The following is a 21,773-nucleotide window of genomic DNA, read 5'->3' on the forward strand; positions in this document are numbered from 1 at the left end:
TTTGAAAGGAGGCCCAACCGTGAATCTGACATCATTTTGGCAGGCGCACAAAGCAACCTGGGCTGAGCTCGACCGCTTGCTGGAACATTTTCAAAAGCGCCCCCGTTCCATCGGAGCGGCGGAAATAGACCGCCTGACGCTTCTGTACAAAAAAGCTTCCGCCCATCTGGCTTACATCCGGACCTACTATCCAAACGATGAGGTGACCCGCTATTTGAACCAGCTGGTGGCGCGGGCCCACAACACAGCGTATCAGCAGCAGTCAAGCAGTCTCGGCCAGCTGTCCCGTTTTTTCTGGGTCCATCTGTTTTCGCTCGTGCACAAGCGGATCTGGTTTATCGCTTTGGCCGGACTGCTGTTCGCAATCGGGGGTATCTCCGGCTTTGCGGCAGTCATGGTCGATCCTCTGAATCTGTATTACGTGCTGCCCGATGGAATGGCCGCCCAAATCGATCCCAGCAGACTGGGAGAAGGCCACGATGCCATCGACAGTCCGCTGATGTCGACTGCGATCATGCTGAACAACATCAAAGTGGCATTCCTCGCCTTTATCAGCGGCATTACCCTCGGGATATTTCCGGTTTACCTGCTGCTCTTCAACGGCCTCTTGGTCGGCGCGTTGGCAGCCGCCTACAGCCAAGCTGACAGCAGCTATGCCTTTTGGGCTTATATCCTTCCTCATGGCGTCATTGAATTGACAGCGATCTTTATTGCCGGAGGAGCCGGACTCCACATGGGATATCGGCTCCTCGTACCGGGCGTGTACCACCGAAAATTCCAATTCTTGCAGGCAGCAAAGGAATCGGCTCAGTTGCTGCTGGGCACGATGCCGCTGTTTGTCATCGCCGGGATCATCGAAGGGTATATTACCCCGTCATCCCTCTCTCTGGAAGCGAAGTACAGCGTTGCCGTGCTTACGCTCCTGGCCTTGGCCGGCTGGTACCTGTACGGACTAGGCCGCCATCGCCGTAGCGCTCACAACGCTTCTCTCGACTTGATGTCCAAATAGGAGTTCACGACAGTGAGCGTCAACTGATCGGCCGGAATGTCCAGCACCTGGATGCCCGCGCCGATCATTTTTTGTTGAAACGCTTTGCGGTCCAGCCAAAAGCGCTGCGCCAGCGCCTTGATGTAGGCCAGTCGGCTGTCTTTGGTCTCCTCCCTGCTCCACTCATGCAAAAGCGGATCAGCCAGCGAGAGCAACAGCAGCAGATGGCTCCGCCGCAGTCTCCATAAATAAGCTCCCAATTGATCCTCCAACAAGTAATTCTCCATGTCGGAAAAAAGGATCATCAGGCTCCGCCTCTTCTGCTGCCGATGCAGATATTCCAGAGCCTGCAAGGGATTGGATTCGACAAAATCGCTCTTCAGATCGTAAACCGCTTCCACCAGCGTATGCAGGTGGGCAAGCCCGCGGCCTGGCGGCACATACGTTTTGATCTCGTGGGAAAAGGCGAGCAGCGCAACTTGATCACCCTGCTTCAACGCTACAGCAGCCACGGTGAGCGCCGCCTCTATCGTCAAGTCCAGCTTCGTTTTTCCCGCCAGCTCGACTCCCATCATCCGCCCGCAATCCAAAAGAATCGTCAACACTTTGCCTTGCTCGGGACGGTATTGGTTTGTCATCAGCCGTCTGCTCCGTGCTGAAGCCGACCAGTTGATATAACGCGGATCATCATCCTGCACGTATTCGCGAATCGCATGAAATTCCGTACCGCTTTTCGTCCGCAGGAGAATTTTCTTCCCGTCGACGATCAGGCTGTCCTGGAGCGACTGCAGGTAGCCCCGGACCGCAGAGAGGTCCGGGTAAACTTTGATGGTTTGTTCGCAAGCGATTTTCACCTGCTTTTCCCACAGCCGCAGCTTCCCCTGATAGCGCAAATACAGATAGGAAAGCGTGTACAATCCCCGCTCGTTTCCTCTTGTCGTATAGGAGATGGCGTCATAGGTCTGGTCCAGGATGCCTTCTACCGCTTCCGGGCGGTCAAAAGAGATCGGCAGATCGTCCTTCAGCCTGTAGCGAACCGGTTGACCGCTGTGGTTCTCAAGCGCGATCGACACCGTCAGCTCTTGCCCGATGTCGGTCTGCTCGGGCAGCTTGCGAACCGCGACAATATGTTTGGCTCGCGGCATCGTGTACCAGTCCAGGATGCTCGCCAAAAGCAGCAGGGCATTGTACATCCAGAAAAGCGCGTAGCCAAGTCCCGCCAGCGAACCGGCCGCTGCGACCGCGGCACCGCATCCGAGCAGGAGAATTATTCTCTTTGTAGGCAAAATGCCGTTGTCCAGCAGCCTGTTAACGAGGGACCGGAATGGCCGCGAGCGTTTCGTCGATGATGTGGTCACTGTTTCCCCCCTCCAATTCCACTTGTGGTGCCACGATCAGACGGTGGCGCAGAGCTGGACGAGCCACTGCCTTGACATCGTCCGGAGTGACATACATCCGGTTATCGAGCAAAGCCCATGCCTTGCTGGCCATGAGAACCGCGATGCCCGCCCGGGAACTGGCTCCCAGCAGCAGTCTTTTTGTCTCCCGCGTCTTGCGGATGATCGTCGTGATATAGGCGAGAATCTGCTCTTCCACCACGACCTCTTCCAGCTTTTTCCGCTCTTGGACGATTTCCTCAATCCCGCATACAACCGATTCGCTCTCCTTCTTTTCGGCGAAGAACGGCACATGCTGCTTCAAAATCTCCAGCTCCTGCTCCTGTGACGGGTAATCAACCTGCAGCTTAAACAGAAACCGGTCCAGCTGCGCTTCCGGCAATACGTACGTCCCCTCGTATTCAACCGGGTTTTGGGTAGCCATGACAAAAAACGGATTGGGGAGCGGATACGTGACTCCGTGGATCGTCACCTGACGCTCCTCCATCGCTTCCAGCAGGGCTGCCTGGGTCTTTGGCGGCGTGCGGTTAATCTCGTCAGCCAGCAGCAAATTCGAAAAAATCGGCCCTTTCAGCGTTTCAAACGAGTTTTGCTGCATATTGAAAACGACGTTGCCGACAATGTCGCTCGGCATCAGGTCGGGGGTAAATTGAATCCTTCTGTATTCGCCGCCAATCAGCCGGGAAAGCGTCCGGACCATTTTGGTTTTCCCGATGCCTGGCACGCCCTCCAGCAGGACGTGGCCTCCAGCCAGCATGGCAGTGATCAGCAGCCGAATGTTTTGCCGCTGACCGAATACGTGTTTCTCCATTTCCTGTAGCAATTGCTGCACGTTTTGCTTCACTCCTTCTCCAAGCGCTTGGTCACATCATCTAAAAGCCGGCTGTCAGCAACCAGCCGTTTCGTCGTGTAATGCCGGTCTTGCTTGGCACCCTCCAGCAGGGCAAGGGCGTGGCTCAGCTTGCCGGCTTCTTGCGCCGTCCAGTGGCTTTCGGCTGTCCGGACAATTTCGTAATCGGTCGTGCCCTTGTGCAGTCCCCATCGATCCGCAAGCAGCTGGCGCAGGTACGCTTCGCGAATCTGCAAAGCGTCACTGGACAGCCGCCGCCGTTCGTACCAGCTGGAAATCGCCAGCAGCGTCTCGTCTCCACGGCGAACCGTCCACTCTCTCAATGTATAAACGGGGCCAAACCGCTTGCCCTGCCGCCAGATAAAAAACAACAGAGCAATGGCGAGCTGGGCCAAGCTGACGATCAGCCAGTCCGGATAGATGGCGAGTATTCCCGGTCTCTGCTGATAGCCGTGATGGTACTCATCGATCCAAACAACGCTCCAGTCTCCCTGCAGATACGGCCAGATCAATTCAAAGTGGTTCAGTTCCATAATCCGACCGTTTGTCAGCCATTCCGGGACGAGAAACAAGCTGACCGTGCCTTCTCCTACCTGGCGCCGTCCTGCGAGAATCCCCTTCTCGTCAGACAATAGCGGCTCCATTTCGTCCGACGGATCAAGTCGCCACTCTGTTTCAGCCTGTCCGAAGCCGGGACTTGCCAAGAGCGAGCTGTCTACCTTTTGTTTTTCAGATCGGTATTGTCCAACCAGGCTGGCACTCAGGTCGGCATCCTCCCATCCTTCCGGCTTTCTTTGAAAAACGAACAAGTCGTTCCCTTTTTCCACCCATTGCAGGAGCTCTTCCTGCTCCTCCTCCTGCAAGCTGTAAGGCTCTACGAGCAGCATCGCCTGGCTCGTTCCTTCCGGGAGAAATCCCGTGGGCTTTTTCCACTCTTTGATTGCCTCTCGTTTCTGTCCGAGCAGTTCAATCACGGCCTTGATTCCATTCGGGTTGGGAGAAAAAGAGACATACGCGGAGTAAGATTGGCTCGACGGTTTGAGCAGCATGATTCCCGCCAATAAGAACAGCAGGATCGCCGCCCCCAGAACCAGCCTTGATTTAACGGCGTTCGTCATGGTTTCCCTCCCCGTTCAATCTCCGCTCGACTTCGCTGAGCGATTCCCAAAACTGAGCGGGAGCCAGCTCCGTTCGTCCGTACCAAACCTGCTCAAAAAGACGGGCCTGCGCGCGGAAAAACGATTCCCACCCGGGCTTTTTGGCCTGCAGCTCATCGAGGTATTCCCAATTTGTTTTCCAGGTCTCGATCCGAATCCAGGAGCGTTCCTGCATGAAGCTGAGCAGCGCCAAGAAGGAATAACGCATGCCTTCGCGCCAGTCTTCTTTTTGTCCCCTCTCTTTTGCTTCGCGCAGGTAATCGGCGTACGTGCGGATCTGTTCTTCGCGGGCGAGCAGCTGGTTTTCCCCCGAACCTCTGCGGACCATACGCCTCCACCATATAAACAGGAAAGCGATGACGCCGATCACAGCCGCTGCGACAATCACCTTGGACAGCACGCTTGCTGTCCCCGGGCTGACATCAGCCGATTGCAGCATGCGGGCAATCGCATCGAGGATTTTCTCGAGAAGGGTATCCAGCCAGCTCTTCCCCTGCTTTTTTACTTCCCCATATTCGTCTCTGGCCAGAATCTCCGCTAGCCTTTCCTTGTCTCGGGTGAGCAGCTCCGCGTCAATCATGGCCGATCGCCCGCCTCCGTGGCAGTCCAAGCTGGTTCAGTCTGTTCTGTAAGAAGCGCTTCCACATCCGTCCCGTCATGACGCACCTTCAAATCCAGATAGGCAAGCGAGTAGACAATCATCATCCACGGCGTCAACAGACACGAGAACAGCACCATCAGCAGCTGGCCCAGCACAGATACGCCAAATACGCCCATCAGAAGGGCCTGAATGCCTCCGGAAAAAATCGTGTAAATGACCGTGAGCACCAGGTACAGCCCGACTAGCCGCCAGAAGTTCCCTTTCGTCAGCCTCCAGCTCCGCCCGATCCCGATCCCGTCGCGTTCTACCAGAACAACCGGCAGAAAAAATGCCCACCGCAAGAGGAAATACCCGGGAACCAAAATCATCAGGACTAAAAACAGCAAATAGGCCAGGATGGCCAGGATGACGATAACAACAGGATTGGGATCGTCGATATCAAACAAGCTTCCGATCCCAATCCCCAACATCGACAAGAGAAAAATGGCCACGCCAAACGCGAGCATAATGCCGACTGCGATCAACATGTAGACGATGGTGCTGCCTGCCATTGGCCAAAACCTTCCGAATGATTGCTTTAGAGAAGCTTTTAGAGAGGTCGCCTCTCCGTATACCGCCGCTTGCGTAACAAGCAGCGTCGCCCCCTGCAGCTGCGGGTAGACGATCAGGATACTCAGCGGTATCCACAGCAACAGATACACCAGCAATTTGCCGATGTCGTCCGTCATCGCTTCATCCGTATCGATAAATCGATTTTGCAAAAACGCTTCAAAACTGCTCGAATTATCGTCCGATACCAACAGCGGCATGCTGCCTACATCATTTAGCAGCACTTCCTGCAGCAACAGCAGCGGAGCAAACAGGATTAGGGCCAACAGGATAAACGTGGTAAAATGTTGGCGATACACCGAAAAGCTCCGGTCCAACAAGCCCCCCACTCCCATGGGTTCAAGCCGCTTTCGATCCATTCATGAAACCTCCACTATCTCTGTATTTGGGATTACCCGACCATTATACACGATTTTCCTCTTTTTTGAAAAAATCCCTCGCTATTTGACACATCATGTCGGCTGACCGTAGGCGTGCACAAGGAAAGCACCGCTTTCGCAGTGTTTTTTTCAAACATTATACAGCTATTTGTCCGTGACGCGGATAACCGTACTCGCGCATGATTTCCTCTGCTTTGTAATTCCAGAAGATTTTATGATCCTGTCATTGATCGATCTTGTAGTAGACTACCAGGTAGATTTCGTCTCCCGCTTTCATGGTCGCTTCGCTTGGACTTATGTAGACATCTATTTTCGCGTGGTCCTTGACGGTAAACTCTGCAGAGGAAAATTTTCCAATTTTGCAAATAAAAACAGCGCTTTTGCACAAAAAAATTCCGGCCATTGAATCAATAGCCGGAGATGTAGTACGTGAATGCTATTATTATATAAAAGAAGCTTGAAGGTTTCCTTCGTAGCTTGTTGCCAAGTCAGGTAACTTTGCCTTCTGCTGGTGTTTCTATGAAAAACACATCCGTACAATGGGCAGGCGGATTTCTGCGTAACTTTCTCCAAACAAGGAACCGTTCTACTGGTTTGCGCTTGCCGAGTATTCATCCTTGAACTGTTTATTGTACGAAGAGATCAGACTCACCTTTCGCAGCAGCTCCTTTAAGGTATAGCTGAAAAAATCAGGCTCCTTATACCCGTCTACATGACCGACAGCAACGGACACCGAAACTCCTTCGAGCACCATTGGCCGTGCGATTTCCCGGAGATATTCGCGTACCTGTTCTTCATCGGATAACGAAATCAAGACAAATTCGTCGCCCGCATACCGACACAAAAAATCGTCCTTTTCTTTTGTGATCACAGAAAGCCGCTGGGAAAGAGCCCGGATGACGTCATCGCCAAATGGATGGCCATATTCCTTGTTGATTCGCCCAAAATCGTTTATATCCACAAAGATCAGGTGGAACGGCTGCTCTTGCTTGAGAAACTCTTCTCCTATGTACTGTATGTACGGGGCGCGGTACAGGCCTGTATGCGAATCCATGAACTCTGAAAGCTTTCGCATCACTTTTTCACGGGTCACCAGCCCTCTCAGCTTCGTCTCCTCCATGACGGGAATCCGCTCGATCCGATTTTCCGTCAGCATGCGATACGCATCCCAAATATCGTCATCGGGACTGATGGTAATGGGATTGCGAGTCATGGCATCCGCTACGATCCGATTGGGATGGGATGCGCGCACATCTCTGGATGTAAGAATTCCCTGCACCTGATCATGATCCACAACGACCAGCGACCCGATCTTCCATTCGTTCATTTGCTCCGCCGCATAGGCAACGCTTCTTCCCGATGTGATGGTGTGAACGGAAGCAGTCATGATCTCGGAAACCTTCATGTCAAATCCACCTCACGCTGAACGGAGACAGCTATCTTCAATTCTGAGCGAAGAACCATGGAATCGCTGATCATGTTTTCCGCTTCCTCCAAAATGATGTTCATCAAGACATCCCGGTCGAGCATCTGCATCAGCGAGTTCCGGATAAGAACCGCCTCGATTCGGGGATGATCGATCTTCACCAAGGTAAATTGCTCCGGTGAAAGGGCTTCTGCCATTCGCCTAACAGCTTCTGGACCGATAGGAGCCTTTCTTCCCACGATCAAGAGGTCTTGCATCGGCGGAACCTCAAATTCTGAGATTCGCAAAGAAAGCGTCGCTTTCCGGGAATACACGTTTCTGTCACTCATCACAAATTTCCTCCAGTATGTACACTTTTCATGTATATCGATTCAGTCGTTCCGGCTTCCCGAGGTAGTACCCCTGACCGGTTTTGACGCCCAAGCTGGCGGCACAGTGAAAATCCTCCTCGTGCTCAATCCCTTCCAAAATAAGCTCAGCCTCATCCCGGCAGTATTCAACCAAAAGCTGCACCATTTTTTGTTTCTTTCCCGAAACGGCCAGGCCGTCTGAAAAGAACTTGTCCATTTTAATAAAATCAGGCGAGATTTCGACCATCTTGCGAAAGGTCGTCACTCCTTCTCCGACGTCATCCAGCGCGATCTTGAAGCCGAGCTTTCTCAGCGTGGAGATTCTTCTCGTAAACAGCGGATTCAGCCACACCTTTCGCTCTACAATCGACTCGTTGATCTCCAGAACAATCTTGCCCAGATTCGGACGGAACCGGCTCATGATGTCGTCAATAAATGCGGGAAACTGATCTTCCACAATGGTGGACGGATAAATATTGACAAAGAGAAGCTCGTTTTTTTCTTGCCCCTGGTTGGGCGTGAAAAAAACTGCCAATGCTTGTGAAATAGACAGGGTATCCAATTCAAATAACTTGTTTTGTTCCATCGCCTTTTGGAACAATGCTTCAGGACCGATAGGGGATACGCTGCGAATCAGCGCTTCATATCCAATAACCTTTTTTTCCGGAAGGTGACAAATCGGCTGGAATACGTGGTAGAATCGTCGATTTTCAATAAATTCTGCTATACTCTCCATCGTCTTACCTTCCTTACATGTTTGATGAAATGATCGCACCCTGCACCCTTTCATGCGGACACGCCAACTAGTTTGTAGAACCACTCCGATCATCTGAATAGGCACATAGACTCACGACTTTTGGATCAACCTTTTGACAAATAGCGCCATTATCCCTAATTATTCGCTAATTTTTACCTAATTCCCTTCTTTTTTATGTAATTTGAACTATCCGACTTGTTTTTTTCCTTTTTCTCCAAGAACTGTATCTATCGTAAACGCTTTCTTTTCTACGCAAAAAAACCTTTCTCCAGCCGATTTTCCGGTGAAGAAAGGTTCGCTTTTTGATGTTTTTGTCGGCATGCGTTTTATGACATCAGGTTTCCGCTTGCTTTGCTTTTTGTGACGATGTGGTGGCCGACGGGCAAGCCCCGCTGCTGAAGTTCGTCGGACGTCAAAATCTGAAGCGTCTCATTTTTGCATGGCATTGGCATCAGACCGCCGAGAGGGCTCATCACTCGCCCGTTTGTGTCTGTTTCGATCACGACATACAGCCCTCTGCTCTCCAACTGCTGGATAAAATCTGTCCAGCGCTGGGCGCTCATGTGCCCCACGTGCTTCGTGAAAATGACACCCATTTCTTGTGCTAACATGTGCAATCCCCTTTGGTTCCCATCAAGTTTGATCAGGTAAGACATTCTAACGATACAAGGAAACATTCCCTTCTGGCAAAATGCATTTTGAACAAAAATCTGCGAAAAAATCCGGTTTTCCCCCGCTTATCGTTGCTAAGGCTTCGCCTCGTCACCGTACACAGCTTTTCACCGCGCTTCGTTGTTTTTCGCTCTTTGCCCTTGTCCTCCCTGTTTTTACCGATAGGTGATCGCTTGTTTTCCCAAAGCTTCCCAACTGTTCTTCAGCGCAGAGTGGGCGACCCGCCGCTGTTTTCTTGCTGTCAGCGGATCGTTGACGTAGGCGTGAGTCTTATCGTATCCAACCAGCAGTACGGCATGCTCGTCAAAAGGAACTACGATCTGTTTGCCATCGCTGTCCCAGTACTCCCACTCTGTCGGCGGCGTAAAATCCCCGGTCGCCCATATAACCACCGGAAAGCCTGCCGCCACACTGTCCAGCAGCGTCTCGTAGCTTGCTCCTGTCAGATTGACTGTCCGCTCCCCTAAGTAACGCCTGAGTAATTCCTCCAGCGGTTTATTGTAAACGGCAAATCCTTTTTTCTTGCCTGTCATATCCCCGACAAAGCCCTCAGCCGGGTCCCCCCATTTTTGAATATCGCCATTTTGCTGCACGATCGGCTCCGGGTCTTTTTTTACCTGCCGGGCCAGTGTCATTTTATCTACGGGATGACCTGAATGGCGCAGCAGCATCGCCAAGCTCGTCACCTCGCAGCCGTTCTTTAATTCCGGATTTTGCGCAATAATGGGAACATCCAGCATCGCTTTAGAGGGTGTGGCTGTATTTGTTTGCAAGGTCAGCCTCGGTACGGGAATTGCCGATTGTTCGCTGTTTTGCTCCTGGCTGCTTTGCTGCTCGTTGCGTGGAACAGGCTGGAATTTTTCCGTTTCCGGCGCTGCGGCACCACACCCTGCAAGTAGAATCCCCCATGCCGCCAGTATGGTAATGGCCTTCTGTCTCACCTGATTGTGAACTCCTTTGATTTTTATCCACAGGATACCCCGAAGCCTTGCGGGCCATGCACAAGCTCTTTCAGGGGGTCGCTTCCAGCTCAACCGCAAGCAGGCTGGAAAAGGGAATCCAGACAGTCTTCTCAGCTGTGTGCAGCTTTATCTTTTTCACTGCCTGATCGACGTGGGCAACTCTCCCCGTCAGACGGCAGGGACGCTTTCCGTCAAAATAAGTCAGCATCGCACTCCGGCCTGTTTGCAGCGCCTCCCAGACACGTCCGCTCATCTCGGCCATTTTCTCCTCGTCGAGCTCGGGCGGAACGTAACGAAGCTCTTCCGCTTTGATCCTGATGTACATCTCCCGGTGTTCGGGCAGCACAAAACGGCTAGCCACGAACAAATTGTCCCGTTTGGAAACGCGCTTTTCCCTCATGTCCTTCTCTCCTCTTTGCTGTCTGCGCTTTGTTCTTCCCGTCGCCTCTGGGGCATTACACGCGGTGCATCCGCAAAGGATTTCGATCTTGTCGTCATGCAGGAGCGGGCCAATTCCTGGCACTCGGAGCGGAGCACCTCGACGGAATAGACTGCTTCTCTGACGTAACCGCGGTGTCGATACTGCACCACATAGGCGCCATTGTGCAAGGCCGCCGTCAACACGGCGCATCCCTTTTGCCGAAGCCGGCGCCGGAGCTGATGATGCTCCCTCTCAGCCCAATGGGACAGCTCCTCAAAAAACCAGTCATACGAAATTTTGAAGGGAACGGTCCGTCCTTTTCCCATATCCACCATCGCAACCCGGAACAACAGGCCAAACAACACATACAGGCGGACCAGTTCTTGCTCTTCCTCGGCATCCTGCCTCTCGGTCATTTATAGTGCCCCCCGATCTTGCGCGCCCGTTCACGCGCCTGCCCGGCTCCCGACATGGAAGCCGCGCGCAAAATCGCATCCGCTCCGTAGCGATTGCGGATATCGTCTACAGCACGGGCAAGCGAGCGCTGTTTATGGGTATCGGCAAAGAGGTTGAGCTGCACCACGTTGTCGGGCACCAGCTGCGCCAGATTGACTCCGACGCTGCGAACGGGGGTTTCCTGCCAGTGCCGGTCAAACAGGCGGCAAACAGCCTCATAGAGCGTCATCGCGTCATTCGTCGCCTCCGGAAGCTTTAGCTGGCGTCCAAAGCCTGCAGGCACGTCAAAGTCGGCACCCCGGCATCCAACCGATACCACCCAGCCCATCAGCTCTTTGCTGCGCGCCCGGCGGCATACCTCTTCACACAGCTCCAGCAGCACCACCTTGATGTCGGCAGCCGTATGGTAGTCGCGCGGCAGCGTCATGTGGTGACCGATTCCTTTCTGCGTGTCGTGCGTGCGAGGGGAAACCGGCGAGTCATCCATGCCGTGCGCCGTCCGCCACAGCACCTCTCCGTTGACCCCCCAGCGCCGGGTCAACACAGCGGGCGAGAGCTGAGCCAACTGCCCGATCTGGTATACGCCCATGCGGTGAAAATGCCGCTTCATCCGCGATCCCACTCCAAACAATTTTTCTATCGGAAGCATCCAGAGCGTCTCGGCGAGCTCCTCACGCTTTAGCCAGAAGATGCCCGCCTCCTGCTTCTTGGCAAAATTGTCGCAAGCCATTTTCGCCAGCACTTTGTTTTCCCCGATGCCGATCCGGGAATTGACCCCCGTCTCCAAACGGATGCGCCGCTGAATGTCCTCCGCAATTTTCCACGGATCTCCGAACAGCCGAATACTTCCCGTCAGATCCAAAAACTGCTCGTCGATCGAATACGGCTCCACCAGATCAGTAAACGACTCGAATATGCGAGTGATTTGTACAGCTACACGAATATACGTCTCCATTCTCGGACACACCACTACCAGGCGACGGCACTTTTGCTGGGCCTGCCACAAAGCTTCTGCCGTCGTCACGCCGTACGACTTGGCAATCGGACAAGCGGCGAGCACTACCCCGCTTCTCCGCTCGGGATCTCCTGCCACGACGATTGGCTTGTCGCGCAGCTCCGGCCGGGCCGCTTTTTCGATGCTGGCATAAAAGCTCTGCATGTCAGCGAGAAAGATAATCCGTTTGTTGTCATGGGACATCACAACCATCTCCTGAATGGGAACTAATGTTCTTGTTGTTCTGTTAGTAGTATAGCAAACGAATGTTCGCTTTTATACCACGCACTTCAAAAAATGGGCTGGAAATTGAAGGAAGTCACTCAGGCAAGAGAGAAGTCAGTAAGCGCTGCAAAAAAGTGTAGAGTGAGTCAATCAAGCGTCCTGATCGCTAGTCCAGACTCAGCGGCAGTCCGATCAGGCGCATGGACGAGCAGAAAGGGGAAAAGTATGGGGATTCGTCTGCGTCCCACTGCCTTGGCAGATGTTCCGCATGTATACGAAATCGAACAGATGGATGAGAATCGCGCCTGCATCCTGCCGTGGGAGAGCTCCCGGCATCAGCAGTCTTTGAGAGACCCGGATATCCGCCATTTGGTCGCGGAAGATGCGAAGACGGGAAAGATGGTCGGATACGCAATCGTGGCAGGACTGGCTAATCCGCACAGAAGTGTCGAATTGATGCGGATTGTCGTATCTGAAAAAGGAAAAGGGTACGGACGCCAGGTGCTGCAAGAAATCAAACGGCTCGCTTTCGACGAATGGAGAGCCAACCGTCTTTGGCTGGACGTCAAGGAGGAAAATCGCCGGGCGCTTCAGCTCTACCTGTCGGAAGGCTTTATCATGGAAGGAAAATTGCGGGAGTGTCTCAAAGCGGATGATCGGTACGAATCTCTGATCATCCTCTCCATGCTCGCCCGGGAGTACAATAGCTGACAGCAGCGGATTGAACAAAGAGCTGTCCACCAAAGTCAGATACGGTTTTGCTAGCGGGAACACCGCTGGGCAAGGAACAGAATGTACAGATTCGAGCCTGACAAAAAGCGAGTCGGCTGGAAGCAGCGGATATAAGCAATCTGCCGCTTCCCCTGGCCGACTTGATTTTCGCATCAGCAAACCTCGAGGCGGCTGCCACGAAAAAGTCGCGCTGTTTATGGAACCATCCCCTGAAAAGCAGAAAGTCTTTCACGCTCAGCGCAGCTGAAGCTCACCTGTGCTCAGCAAATACAGCCATTGGCCGTCGGCACTCGCTCCTATAAACCGGAGCCCAGTGGGAAGATCTTGGATAAGCGTGTCCGTCTTTCTCTCATCAGCGTCAAAGACCACGATGTCTACGGCAATCGACTGCCCTTCCCTATTTTCTTTATGTTTGGTAAACAGATACCGATGACTGTTTGGGAGCCATATCCCCTCTCCCTGGGAATCCATCAGGTACTCCTGGCCTTTAAACAGCCCCGCATTCCAGTACATCTGATACATCCCGTCATCCGTTTGCGTATAGCCGGCCCAAACGCCTTTGGGAACAGGCGGGTTCCACGCGCTGACCTTTTCCGTCTTCCAGTCGAAGCGGTAACGCAATTCGTCAAAGGACCCGCGGCTTTTCCGCATCGCAAAGGTGAACTGTCGCCCGTCATCCTGAAAGGAAATGGGCATGACCTCGCCGTGCATTTCATCTATGGGCACAAAGCCTTTTAACGCGCCGGTCAATCGCTGCTTTTCTCCGCTTTCCAGATCCAGCAGCAGCAGGTCCAGATTTTGCTCCTGATCTTTGGGCCCAACAGCCATGATCAGCTTTTTGCGGTCGTGGCTAAAGTCAGCTCCATGAACGAATTCCCCTATCTTGACGGGAACTATGCTTTCACTGTCAGGCACTTTTTCCCCCTTCTGTGGTGCCGCATAAAAAAAGCCGCGCCGATCGGCAACAAATGTGCCTTCTCCCCGGTAGCTGGTCAACAGCTCCACCGGATAACGAGTCACCTCGTTCGTCTGCCTGTCGTATATGCCGTACAGGAATGGAATCCGGGCGTCACATTCACAATATTCCGTGTACCGCCACAAGAGCAGATATCGCCGATCCGGATCGAGAAAAGAGTCGCTCCCATACAGGCCGGGATAACCGCTGATCCGTTCCCGCACCTTGCCGTCCAGGCTCACCTTCCACAATTGGTTGGGAGCGAGGACGACAGCCGAGAAACCGGGCGGTTCCGCCAAAACATGGCCGCTGGCGGTGCGTGCGCCTTTTACGTCCAATACATACTCCTGTATTCCATCTCTCGGCTGTATGTCCGTCTTGGGTGTCGCCCGCAGGTGAAGCTGCTTGTCGTGGACCCAGCGGAATTCCAGGCCAGGTTCGATAAACCACTCCTCGGAAGACCCCCTCTCTTTTATCCGTGACGTAACGGCTTCTTCCACACTGCTCCGGTCCATCGCCTCGCGAAAGAACAGCGTAAATGTCTGCGGTCCGGTACCAACCGTGGTCCTGACCGGAGATTGCAGTACTGGCTCCTCATCCAGTCGGATCAAGACGTCTGCTTTCATTGACGCATAGTCAAACGGGATTTCAGCTGTATTCCACTCGACCGAGGAAGGGCTCGGCGGATGAGTGGAGGAGGAATTCGGAGTTGTCCTCTCTGGCGCTGGCGTTTGCGAATCCGTCTGTTGCTTTCCGTCGCCGCCGGATGGCGGTGTGCTTGTGTTTGCAGTAGGACCGCAGCCGGTCAAAAGCAGTGTACCTGCGAGGAACAGCGCGAATGCCTGTGAACGTATGATCTGAACCATGATCTCGCTCCTTTGTTATCTTAACAATATTTCCCTGTAAGACGTTTGGAAAACGTTCTTCGTTACAGCTAAACGGCCAGAACAGACGGGAATGTCGGCGGAAGTGGCTGATTGAAAGCATTCACAACCTCATCTTATGCAGTCCCGATCCCTCGTTCCTTCGATCCTTCGATGAACGGTGATCATTTCAACAAAAAACGCCCTTCCGAGTCCATTTACTCGAAAAGGCGTCAGGTCTGTCAGTCTTCTCCCATCCCTCGCGTTACGGCTGCCGATGATCAATCAAAGACGATCCCGTCCAAAACGCCTTCGCGTTTCAGATAGGCACGCAGCCAGACGTATTCCTCGTTTTTCCAAAACTCTTCCTTCTCTACCAGAGAAGCCGTCTCCTGGCGAGCCACTTCCAATGCCTTGAAATCACTCATCAGATCGGCCACCTTGAATTCGGGCAAACCGCTTTGCTTCGTCCCGAAAAAGTCGCCCGGACCGCGCAGCTCCAAATCGCGGCGCGACAGTTCGAAACCGTCTGTCGTTTCGCACATGACCCTCATCCGCTCTTTTCCGATCTCCGATTTGGGGTCGGCGATCAGGACGCAATACGATTGCTCCGAGCCGCGGCCGACACGTCCTCTGAGCTGGTGCAGCTGGGCAAGTCCGAACCGTTCCGCATCGTACACAATCATGAAGGTCGCGTTGGGAACGTTTACCCCCACCTCCACAACCGTCGTCGAAACCAGCACCGCGTACTCCCCGGAGAGAAAGGCCTGCATCACCGCATCCTTTTCCTTCGCCGGCAGGCGCCCGTGCATGAGGCCAATCCCGTATTCAGGGAAAACCTGGGAGAGCTGCGCATGTACGTCAATCGCATTTTGGACGTCAAGCTTTTCCGACTCCTCAATCAGCGGGCAGATGACGTACGCCTGCCTGCCCTTCCTAAGCTCGCCCCGCATTTGCTCCAGCACCTGATGAAACTGCTCATGCTTTCTCCACGTCGTCTCAATCGGCTTGCGGCCGGCCGGCATCTGGTCGATCGTGGAGACGTCCATGTCGCCGAAGGCGGAAATCGCCAGCGTGCGTGGGATAGGCGTAGCAGTCATAAACAACACATCAGGGGACAGTCCCTTGTTTCTCAAAATTCTCCGCTGCTCCACCCCGAAGCGGTGCTGCTCGTCCGTAATCACCAGACCGAGCTTTGCGAAAAACACATCCTCCTGAATCAACGCATGCGTCCCGACGACAACGTCGATCAAGCCCATTTGCAGGGCACCGATCGCCTCGCGACGCCGCTTGGCCGTAAGCGAGCCGGACAGCAGCGCCACTTGGATTCCGTAAGGGGAGAGAAGTGCCGTCAGCGACTGGACGTGCTGCTCAGCCAAAATTTCTGTCGGCACCATCAACGCTCCCTGAAAACCGGCTTTGACAGCCGCAAACAAGGCAATCGCCGCCACTACCGTTTTTCCCGAACCGACATCGCCCTGGAGCAGCCTGTTCATCGCATACGGGGAACGCATATCGGTGAGAATCTCCTTGATGACCCGCTTCTGCGCATCCGTCAGCGGAAACGGCAACGCCTTTACAAAGGCGCGTATTTCCTCCATCGGAATTTGCAGGGCCGTCCCTTCCGTCTGTTCCCGGGTAATCCGGCGGAGTGCCTGCATTTTCAACTGGAATAAAAAAAGCTCTTCAAACATGATCCGCCGCCGGGCCTGTCGTCCATTCTCCGCATCCCGCGGAAAATGGATCGACCGAATCGCCTCCGGACGGGGCATGAGCCGATAGCGGCTGACGATGTCCGCAGGCAAAATCTCCGGTATCTGCTCGCTGAACTGGTGCAGCCCCTGCTGGATCGTCTTGCGCAAAAGCGTATGGGTCACATCTCCGCCGAGCGGGTAAATGGGGGCCAGCTCCCCTCTTTTCTGGGCACGGTCGGAGCCTGTTTCCGTCATTTCGCTGACGGTGATTTGCAGCTTGTGCTTGTCCCACTTCCCGGTGACGAGGATTTCTTTTCCCGGGGAAAGCTTGCTTTTTACAAACGTCTGGTTGAACCAGACCGCCGTCACCACCACTCTATCCATGACCAGCTTGACCGAGATGCGCGATTTTCGCTTGCCGTAAAAACGAACAGAGGGTTCGCCGTAGACCGTGCCTGCCAGCGTTACCCTCTCTCCGTCCTTCACCTCTGTCAAATCGCGCACGCGGTAGTCCTCGTAGCGGCTCGGGAAATACTCCAGCAGCTCACCCACAGTCTCGATGCCCAGACCGGCAAAAGCTTTGGCCCTTTCCTCGCCTACCCCGTGCAAGAGCGAGACGGGCGCTTCATACCATTCGTTCATTTACTTCTTCTCCAGCTGCACACCGAAGATTTTGGCTTCGATTTGGCGTCCGGTTTGCGTCGCGGCCAAACCTCCCTGTGCTGTCTCCTTGAGGGTAGTCGGCATCGAGCAGCCAATCCGGTACATCGCTTCGATCACTTCATCGGTCGGAACCACGCTCTTGATCCCGGCAAGCGCCATATCGGCGGCTACCGTCGCGATAGCGGCACCCATCGCGTTCCGTTTGACACAGGGAACCTCCACCAGTCCGGCCACGGGGTCGCAAACCAGACCGAGCATGTTCTTCAAAGCGATCGCGACGGCCTGGGCCGACTGCTCCGGCGTGCCGCCTGCCATCTCGACGATCGCGGCGGCAGCCATCGATGTCGCCGAGCCCACTTCTGCCTGGCAGCCCCCGGCAGCGCCGGAAATAAACGCGTTATTGGCGATGCAGTAGCCAATCGCTCCGGCGGTAAAGAGGTAGTTGACCATCTCCTCGCGCGTCGGCTTCAGCTTGTCGGATACGGCAAACAACGTACCCGGCACAATCCCGCAAGCACCTGCAGTCGGTGTCGCCACGATCGTCCCCATCGCCGCGTTGACCTCGTTTACCGCGACCGACATGGAGACGGCATTGAGCAGCGTGGGACCGGACAAAAACGGCTTTGTCCGCATGTACTCCTGCAGTTTTTTTGCATCGCCGCCAGTCAGTCCGCTGTGTGAACGGATGTCCTCCGTCAGTCCGCGCCGGACGGCTTTTTCCATCACGTCCAGATTCGTGTACATGTCCGTTAAAATGGCCTCGCGTGTCCGCTGGGAAACGTCCATCTCCGCTTCAATCATCACCTGCGAGATTTTTTTTCCTTGAGACTCAGCCAGTTCTACCAATTCTGCTACGTTGCGAAACATGTCTGTTCACTCCTCTCCTCCCGCTTTACTGTAAAGAAAGCAGTGAGACATCAAAAATATACGGGATTTTCCCAATTTCCTCCAGCACCTCGGGCGAGACCACAGAATCCGTCTCGATCGCCATCAGCGCGCGGGAACCGCGGTCATGCCGGGACACTTCCATCAGTCCCACGTTGATCTTATGCTGCGTGAGCACCTTGGCTACGCCCGCGATCATCCCGAAGCGGTCTTCGTGCAAAACCATCAGTGTCGGCGTATCAAAGCCAAGCTGGAAGGCAAAGCCGTTGAGCTTCGTTACCTCGATCTTTCCGCCGCCGATGGAAACGCCGACTACCTCCACTTGCTTCTCATCATCGCTCAAGCGAATCCGCGATGTGTTCGGGTGGCCGGTCAACTCGTCGGAGATGTTGATTTCGACGTCGATATTGAGGTCTTTGGCGATTTGCAGGGAGTCCTTCAGCCGCAGATCAAACGTATCAAAATCAAGAATGCCCGCGACCGTCGCGACATCCGAGCCATGCCCTTTATACGTCTTGGCAAAGGAACCGTAAAACGTAATCTCCGCTTTTTGCGGCTGACCGCCAAAAAGCTTTCGGGCTATCCGTCCGATCCGGGCAGCGCCGGCTGTATGGGAGCTTGAAGGTCCGACCATAACCGGACCGATAATGTCAAATACACTTTTATATTTCACCCGGTTCTCCTCCTGAATACAAAGGGGTTCTCCACCATAAAGGTTCACTCTCATTGTATCTTACCGCCTGTGAAAGCGCTACAGGTTCCTCGCGATGAAACTGGGCCATCACCCATTCCCGCCCTGGCTTCCTTTTGCGGGATCGGGAACCAAAGGGGCCCAAGATGCTGACGGCTATTGCCCAGTCTTCCATGAAACTGATAGAGAAACAAGCCTTCGGGGAAAACGAACTCCTTTTGCTGATCACCCGCAACGGGGCGATGGTCCTCGGGGAGGAAAAAAGACAGTTCAGGGAGAAGCCGCTTGTGGCTCCCCCCTGTCATCATCAAATACTGGAAACTGTTCGGCGCTCTCTCCCATTAGCGGCGATAACTCCCTAGAGAACTTTGGACGCTCCTGAAGTAAGCAGCCCGTACGAAGCCGGCTTACGGTCACGCAAGTAATGGGGCAAGTTCCGCGCCTCGTTGATTTTATCCAAATCAAATGCAACCAGATAGCCGGACACAGTCTGGTCGCCAAGCACAAGCAAGTTTCCATACGGATCGGCCGCTGCGCTTTCCCCGAAGAAATATGTCGTCTCTTCTGTCCCGACGCGATTGGTCGTCGCCACGAATATCTGGTTTTCCATGGCTCTCGACTGGATAAAAATCCGCTGCGAATGTTCCAGGGGACTCATGTTGGCCGTAGGAGCCAGTATCATGTCCGCCCCCTGCAGCGCCAGCATCCTGGCCGTTTCCGGGAACTCTGTGTCGTAGCAGATCATAATGCCGATCCTCCCGATGTCCGTTTCCCAGACGCGGCCAGACTCCCCTGCAGAAAAATACTTGTATTCCTCGTCCCACAGATGATTTTTTTGGTAAGTGCCGAGAATCTGCCCGTCATTGTTGATGAAGCAGGCTGAATTGTACGGCTTCACCCGAGCTTTCTCGACGAAGCCGAAAATGACTTTCAGGTTGTATTCCATTGCCCACCGACGCATTTGGCTGATGCTTGGTCCCTCCACATCCTCTGCCATCGCTCCGGACTTTTCCCGGGTAAAATAACCGGTCAGCGACAATTCCGGAAACAGGATGAGATCAGCTTGCTGTTGCGCTGCCCGCTCCATACAGCTTTTCATTGTCAGGAGATTTTTCCCCTTGTCTAGCAATTCAGGCATCATTTGGGCCAAATATATTTTTGCCACTCATTTCTTCCCCCTTCTCCCTTACATCCCGCTTTCACCTGTTTTGGAAAGCGGTTTTCCCTGCCGCCTTGCGATCTTCACCTGCTCGACAATCTCGCGAATGGATACGGCAGCGATAAACAGCATGCCGATGCTCCCCCAGATAAAGATGAACCAATTGTAGGACGTGTACGCCGCAAAAGACATCATTCGGTCCCCCTTACAGATTGACTTTATGTTCTGGCTGATATTCCTTGAGCAGCGCAAAATTATACTTGTGTTTACTGAACGGCAGCGATAGAAGGATGACAACAAACGGTACTCCGAGCGAGAGCATATTTCCGACGAACCAATTCAAATCCTGATCGGCAATGGCGAAGTAAGCTGTTAAGCCCGAGATCAGCCCTCCCAGCACGGAAAGAAAGGCAGCTTTCGTGTTGAGCTTATTCGACCAGAGACCGATAATGAGCGAAGCGGTAGGGGCGGCAAACAAAATCCCGCTGAAAATATCAATTTTTAGTAAGGACAAACCCTCCAAAAGCGCCGCCGCTATGCCGATCATCACCCCGGAAAGGAACGTGACCCTCCGCCCGAAGTTTGTCTGCTCTTTTTCCCCCGCGTGTTTGTTGATGAATTTTTTATAAAAGTCAATCGTAAACATCGCCTGAATGCCTGCCAATCCGTTGCCCCCGGTGGTGAGTCCCGCCATAAAAATCAGGATAACAAAGGCGATAGCACCGTAATTTCCCAAAAAGTGGCTGAAAATGTACGGAGCGGCTCCCGAGGAGACGGACATTTGCTCTGCCGTAACCTGCAAGGAATAGACGCCGCCGCCCACCACGTTTCCAAAGAGAATGGGGATTGGCAGCCAGGCGACAATGGTGCCGATCAAATACGCCCACAGCAAGCTTTTTGAACTCGAGGCGGAGGCTGCCGTTGAGTAATACCCCTGGCTGAGCAGCACCTGTCCCATCGCCACGACGACCGCGGAAAAACCGTAGCTCAGTCCGGCTCTGCTCATAAAGGAAAGCGCTTCCGGATTGTGGTTTGGATTCGCTGCATCAGTCGCTGCCTGCAGGAGTCCATTGTACATATTGTCAAAGCCGATTTCTTTGATAAGAAACGGAACCGTGAAAAATACCGTGATCATAATGATAAAAAATTGAAAAACGGAGTTGTAAATCGATCCGCGCAGACCGGCGATAGCGATGTATCCAGAGAACAGCACCGCGGAAACAAACGCCACTAGCTTGTAGCTCATGCCAAACGTGTACTGAAAGGCATAGGCAATTCCGACCGATTGCATCACACAGACGTATAAAACGAGCGCGATCCCGAACACAAAAAACAGATTGGCTAGCTTCTCCCCAAAACGCTCCCGGATGAATTCAACAAAGGTAGTCGTATTGGGCATGATCTTGCGCAGGCGCAAAGCAACGGGAATGAAAATGATAAACGGAATGATCGCTCCCCATCCGTAGTTGAAGCCGCCGCTGACACCGTACCAGACACCCGCCTCGGAAGCTCCCATAATGGTTCCGGTCCATACCCATGCCGTAAAAACACTGGCAGAAATGATGCCAAACGGCACCCGTCTGCCTGCCGCCAACAATTCGTCGACATCGTCAATCGGAAATCGCTTGTTGATGAAAGCGGCGATCAGCATCAGAACAGCTGCAAACAAGAAGAAGATAACGTAACCCAGCACAAAATTTGACATGGAATCCCCCCAGTGCGTGTTATTGCAACAAGTTGATTCTTCTCCTTACAAAACAGATTTTTGTGCAAGAACCATACCAACTCTTGTACTACGCGCTTTCAAACGAACGACTTGTTTTTAATCTTTAAAATAATGAAAATATTCATTATAATCAATAGCGAGACACTAAAAAATGCTTCGC

The 21,773-nt window shown here is 53.4% G+C and carries 22 protein-coding genes; 2 read left to right on the forward strand and 20 right to left on the reverse strand.

What is annotated here, in order from left to right; genetic code table 11:
• Window positions 1–19 precede the first annotated feature (19 nt).
• Complete coding sequence (locus Q3F21_RS03910) at window positions 20–1,009, forward strand: stage II sporulation protein M (protein WP_340250165.1); 990 nt, start codon at window positions 20–22, stop codon at window positions 1,007–1,009.
• On the opposite strand, the gene Q3F21_RS03915 is transcribed toward Q3F21_RS03910, so the two are convergent.
• The 13 genes from Q3F21_RS03915 to Q3F21_RS03975 form a co-directional block, all read right to left on the reverse strand.
• Entirely contained in the window at window positions 976–2,346 is a 1,371-nt protein-coding gene (locus Q3F21_RS03915) for a DUF58 domain-containing protein (protein ID WP_340250166.1), read from the reverse strand. The genes Q3F21_RS03910 and Q3F21_RS03915 overlap by 34 nt on opposite strands.
• The gene (locus Q3F21_RS03920; protein WP_340250167.1) at window positions 2,297–3,217 is read right to left on the reverse strand and encodes an AAA family ATPase; all 921 of its coding nucleotides are present in this window, start codon (window positions 3,215–3,217) and stop codon (window positions 2,297–2,299) included. Before Q3F21_RS03920 ends, Q3F21_RS03915 begins: the two co-directional genes overlap by 50 nt.
• Before the next feature lie 8 nt (window positions 3,218–3,225).
• Window positions 3,226–4,353 (reverse strand): DUF4350 domain-containing protein, encoded by a 1,128-nt coding sequence (locus Q3F21_RS03925; RefSeq protein WP_340250168.1) that lies wholly within the window; start codon window positions 4,351–4,353, stop codon window positions 3,226–3,228.
• Window positions 4,337–4,972, reverse strand: a complete 636-nt coding sequence (locus Q3F21_RS03930; protein ID WP_340250169.1) for a DUF4129 domain-containing protein — start codon at window positions 4,970–4,972, stop codon at window positions 4,337–4,339. The genes Q3F21_RS03925 and Q3F21_RS03930 overlap by 17 nt, the downstream gene beginning before the upstream one ends.
• Complete coding sequence (locus Q3F21_RS03935; RefSeq protein ID WP_340250170.1) at window positions 4,969–5,961, reverse strand: ABC transporter ATP-binding protein; 993 nt, start codon at window positions 5,959–5,961, stop codon at window positions 4,969–4,971. The genes Q3F21_RS03930 and Q3F21_RS03935 overlap by 4 nt, the downstream gene beginning before the upstream one ends.
• Window positions 5,962–6,568: 607 nt before the next feature.
• Window positions 6,569–7,387, reverse strand: coding sequence for a CBS domain-containing protein (locus Q3F21_RS03940; RefSeq protein ID WP_340250171.1), 819 nt, complete (start codon window positions 7,385–7,387; stop codon window positions 6,569–6,571).
• Entirely contained in the window at window positions 7,384–7,737 is a 354-nt protein-coding gene (locus Q3F21_RS03945; RefSeq protein ID WP_340250172.1) for a hypothetical protein, read from the reverse strand. Before Q3F21_RS03945 ends, Q3F21_RS03940 begins: the two co-directional genes overlap by 4 nt.
• 28 nt (window positions 7,738–7,765) lie before the next feature.
• Window positions 7,766–8,494: an EAL domain-containing protein gene (locus Q3F21_RS03950; protein WP_340250173.1), complete on the reverse strand. Its 729-nt coding sequence runs from the start codon at window positions 8,492–8,494 to the stop codon at window positions 7,766–7,768.
• Between the two features lie 347 nt (window positions 8,495–8,841).
• The gene (locus tag Q3F21_RS03955; protein WP_340250174.1) at window positions 8,842–9,126 is read right to left on the reverse strand and encodes a hypothetical protein; all 285 of its coding nucleotides are present in this window, start codon (window positions 9,124–9,126) and stop codon (window positions 8,842–8,844) included.
• A 216-nt stretch (window positions 9,127–9,342) separates the two neighbouring features.
• Window positions 9,343–10,128: a C39 family peptidase gene (locus Q3F21_RS03960; protein ID WP_340250175.1), complete on the reverse strand. Its 786-nt coding sequence runs from the start codon at window positions 10,126–10,128 to the stop codon at window positions 9,343–9,345.
• A 70-nt stretch (window positions 10,129–10,198) separates the two neighbouring features.
• Window positions 10,199–10,549: a YolD-like family protein gene (locus Q3F21_RS03965; protein WP_340250176.1), complete on the reverse strand. Its 351-nt coding sequence runs from the start codon at window positions 10,547–10,549 to the stop codon at window positions 10,199–10,201.
• Entirely contained in the window at window positions 10,546–10,986 is a 441-nt protein-coding gene (locus tag Q3F21_RS03970; RefSeq protein ID WP_340250177.1) for a hypothetical protein, read from the reverse strand. The genes Q3F21_RS03965 and Q3F21_RS03970 overlap by 4 nt, the downstream gene beginning before the upstream one ends.
• On the reverse strand, window positions 10,983–12,224 hold the full coding sequence (locus tag Q3F21_RS03975) for a DNA polymerase IV (RefSeq protein WP_340250178.1): 1,242 nt from the start codon (window positions 12,222–12,224) through the stop codon (window positions 10,983–10,985). Before Q3F21_RS03975 ends, Q3F21_RS03970 begins: the two co-directional genes overlap by 4 nt.
• A gap of 246 nt (window positions 12,225–12,470) precedes the next feature.
• On the opposite strand from Q3F21_RS03975, the gene Q3F21_RS03980 reads away from it, so the two are divergent.
• Window positions 12,471–12,956, forward strand: coding sequence for a GNAT family N-acetyltransferase (locus Q3F21_RS03980; RefSeq protein ID WP_340250179.1), 486 nt, complete (start codon window positions 12,471–12,473; stop codon window positions 12,954–12,956).
• Window positions 12,957–13,211: 255 nt separating this feature from the next.
• Here Q3F21_RS03980 and Q3F21_RS03985 read toward each other — a convergent pair whose 3' ends face one another.
• The 7 genes from Q3F21_RS03985 to Q3F21_RS04015 all read right to left on the reverse strand — a co-directional run bounded on the left by Q3F21_RS03985 (window position 13,212) and on the right by Q3F21_RS04015 (window position 21,592).
• A complete protein-coding gene (locus Q3F21_RS03985; RefSeq protein WP_340250180.1) occupies window positions 13,212–14,798 on the reverse strand; it encodes a hypothetical protein in 1,587 nt (528 codons plus the stop codon).
• Between the two features lie 278 nt (window positions 14,799–15,076).
• Window positions 15,077–17,131 (reverse strand): ATP-dependent DNA helicase RecG, encoded by a 2,055-nt coding sequence (gene recG, locus Q3F21_RS03990; RefSeq protein WP_340250181.1) that lies wholly within the window; start codon window positions 17,129–17,131, stop codon window positions 15,077–15,079.
• Window positions 17,132–18,019: an L-serine ammonia-lyase, iron-sulfur-dependent, subunit alpha gene (sdaAA, locus tag Q3F21_RS03995; RefSeq protein ID WP_340250182.1), complete on the reverse strand. Its 888-nt coding sequence runs from the start codon at window positions 18,017–18,019 to the stop codon at window positions 17,132–17,134. It abuts the gene before it with no gap.
• Window positions 18,020–18,044: 25 nt separating this feature from the next.
• Entirely contained in the window at window positions 18,045–18,710 is a 666-nt protein-coding gene (gene sdaAB / locus Q3F21_RS04000; RefSeq protein ID WP_340250183.1) for an L-serine ammonia-lyase, iron-sulfur-dependent subunit beta, read from the reverse strand.
• A gap of 376 nt (window positions 18,711–19,086) precedes the next feature.
• Complete coding sequence (locus tag Q3F21_RS04005) at window positions 19,087–19,893, reverse strand: carbon-nitrogen hydrolase family protein (protein WP_340250184.1); 807 nt, start codon at window positions 19,891–19,893, stop codon at window positions 19,087–19,089.
• A 21-nt stretch (window positions 19,894–19,914) separates the two neighbouring features.
• Window positions 19,915–20,082 carry a hypothetical protein gene (locus Q3F21_RS04010; RefSeq protein WP_340250185.1) on the reverse strand — a complete coding sequence of 56 codons (168 nt, stop codon included), beginning with the start codon at window positions 20,080–20,082 and terminating at the stop codon, window positions 19,915–19,917.
• Window positions 20,083–20,092: 10 nt separating this feature from the next.
• Window positions 20,093–21,592 (reverse strand): sodium:solute symporter family transporter, encoded by a 1,500-nt coding sequence (locus Q3F21_RS04015; protein WP_340250186.1) that lies wholly within the window; start codon window positions 21,590–21,592, stop codon window positions 20,093–20,095.
• Window positions 21,593–21,773: the final 181 nt, after the last annotated feature.

Origin of the sequence: Brevibacillus borstelensis, assembly GCF_037834415.1 — a bacterium.
Classification (GTDB): domain Bacteria; phylum Bacillota; class Bacilli; order Brevibacillales; family Brevibacillaceae; genus Brevibacillus; species Brevibacillus borstelensis_A.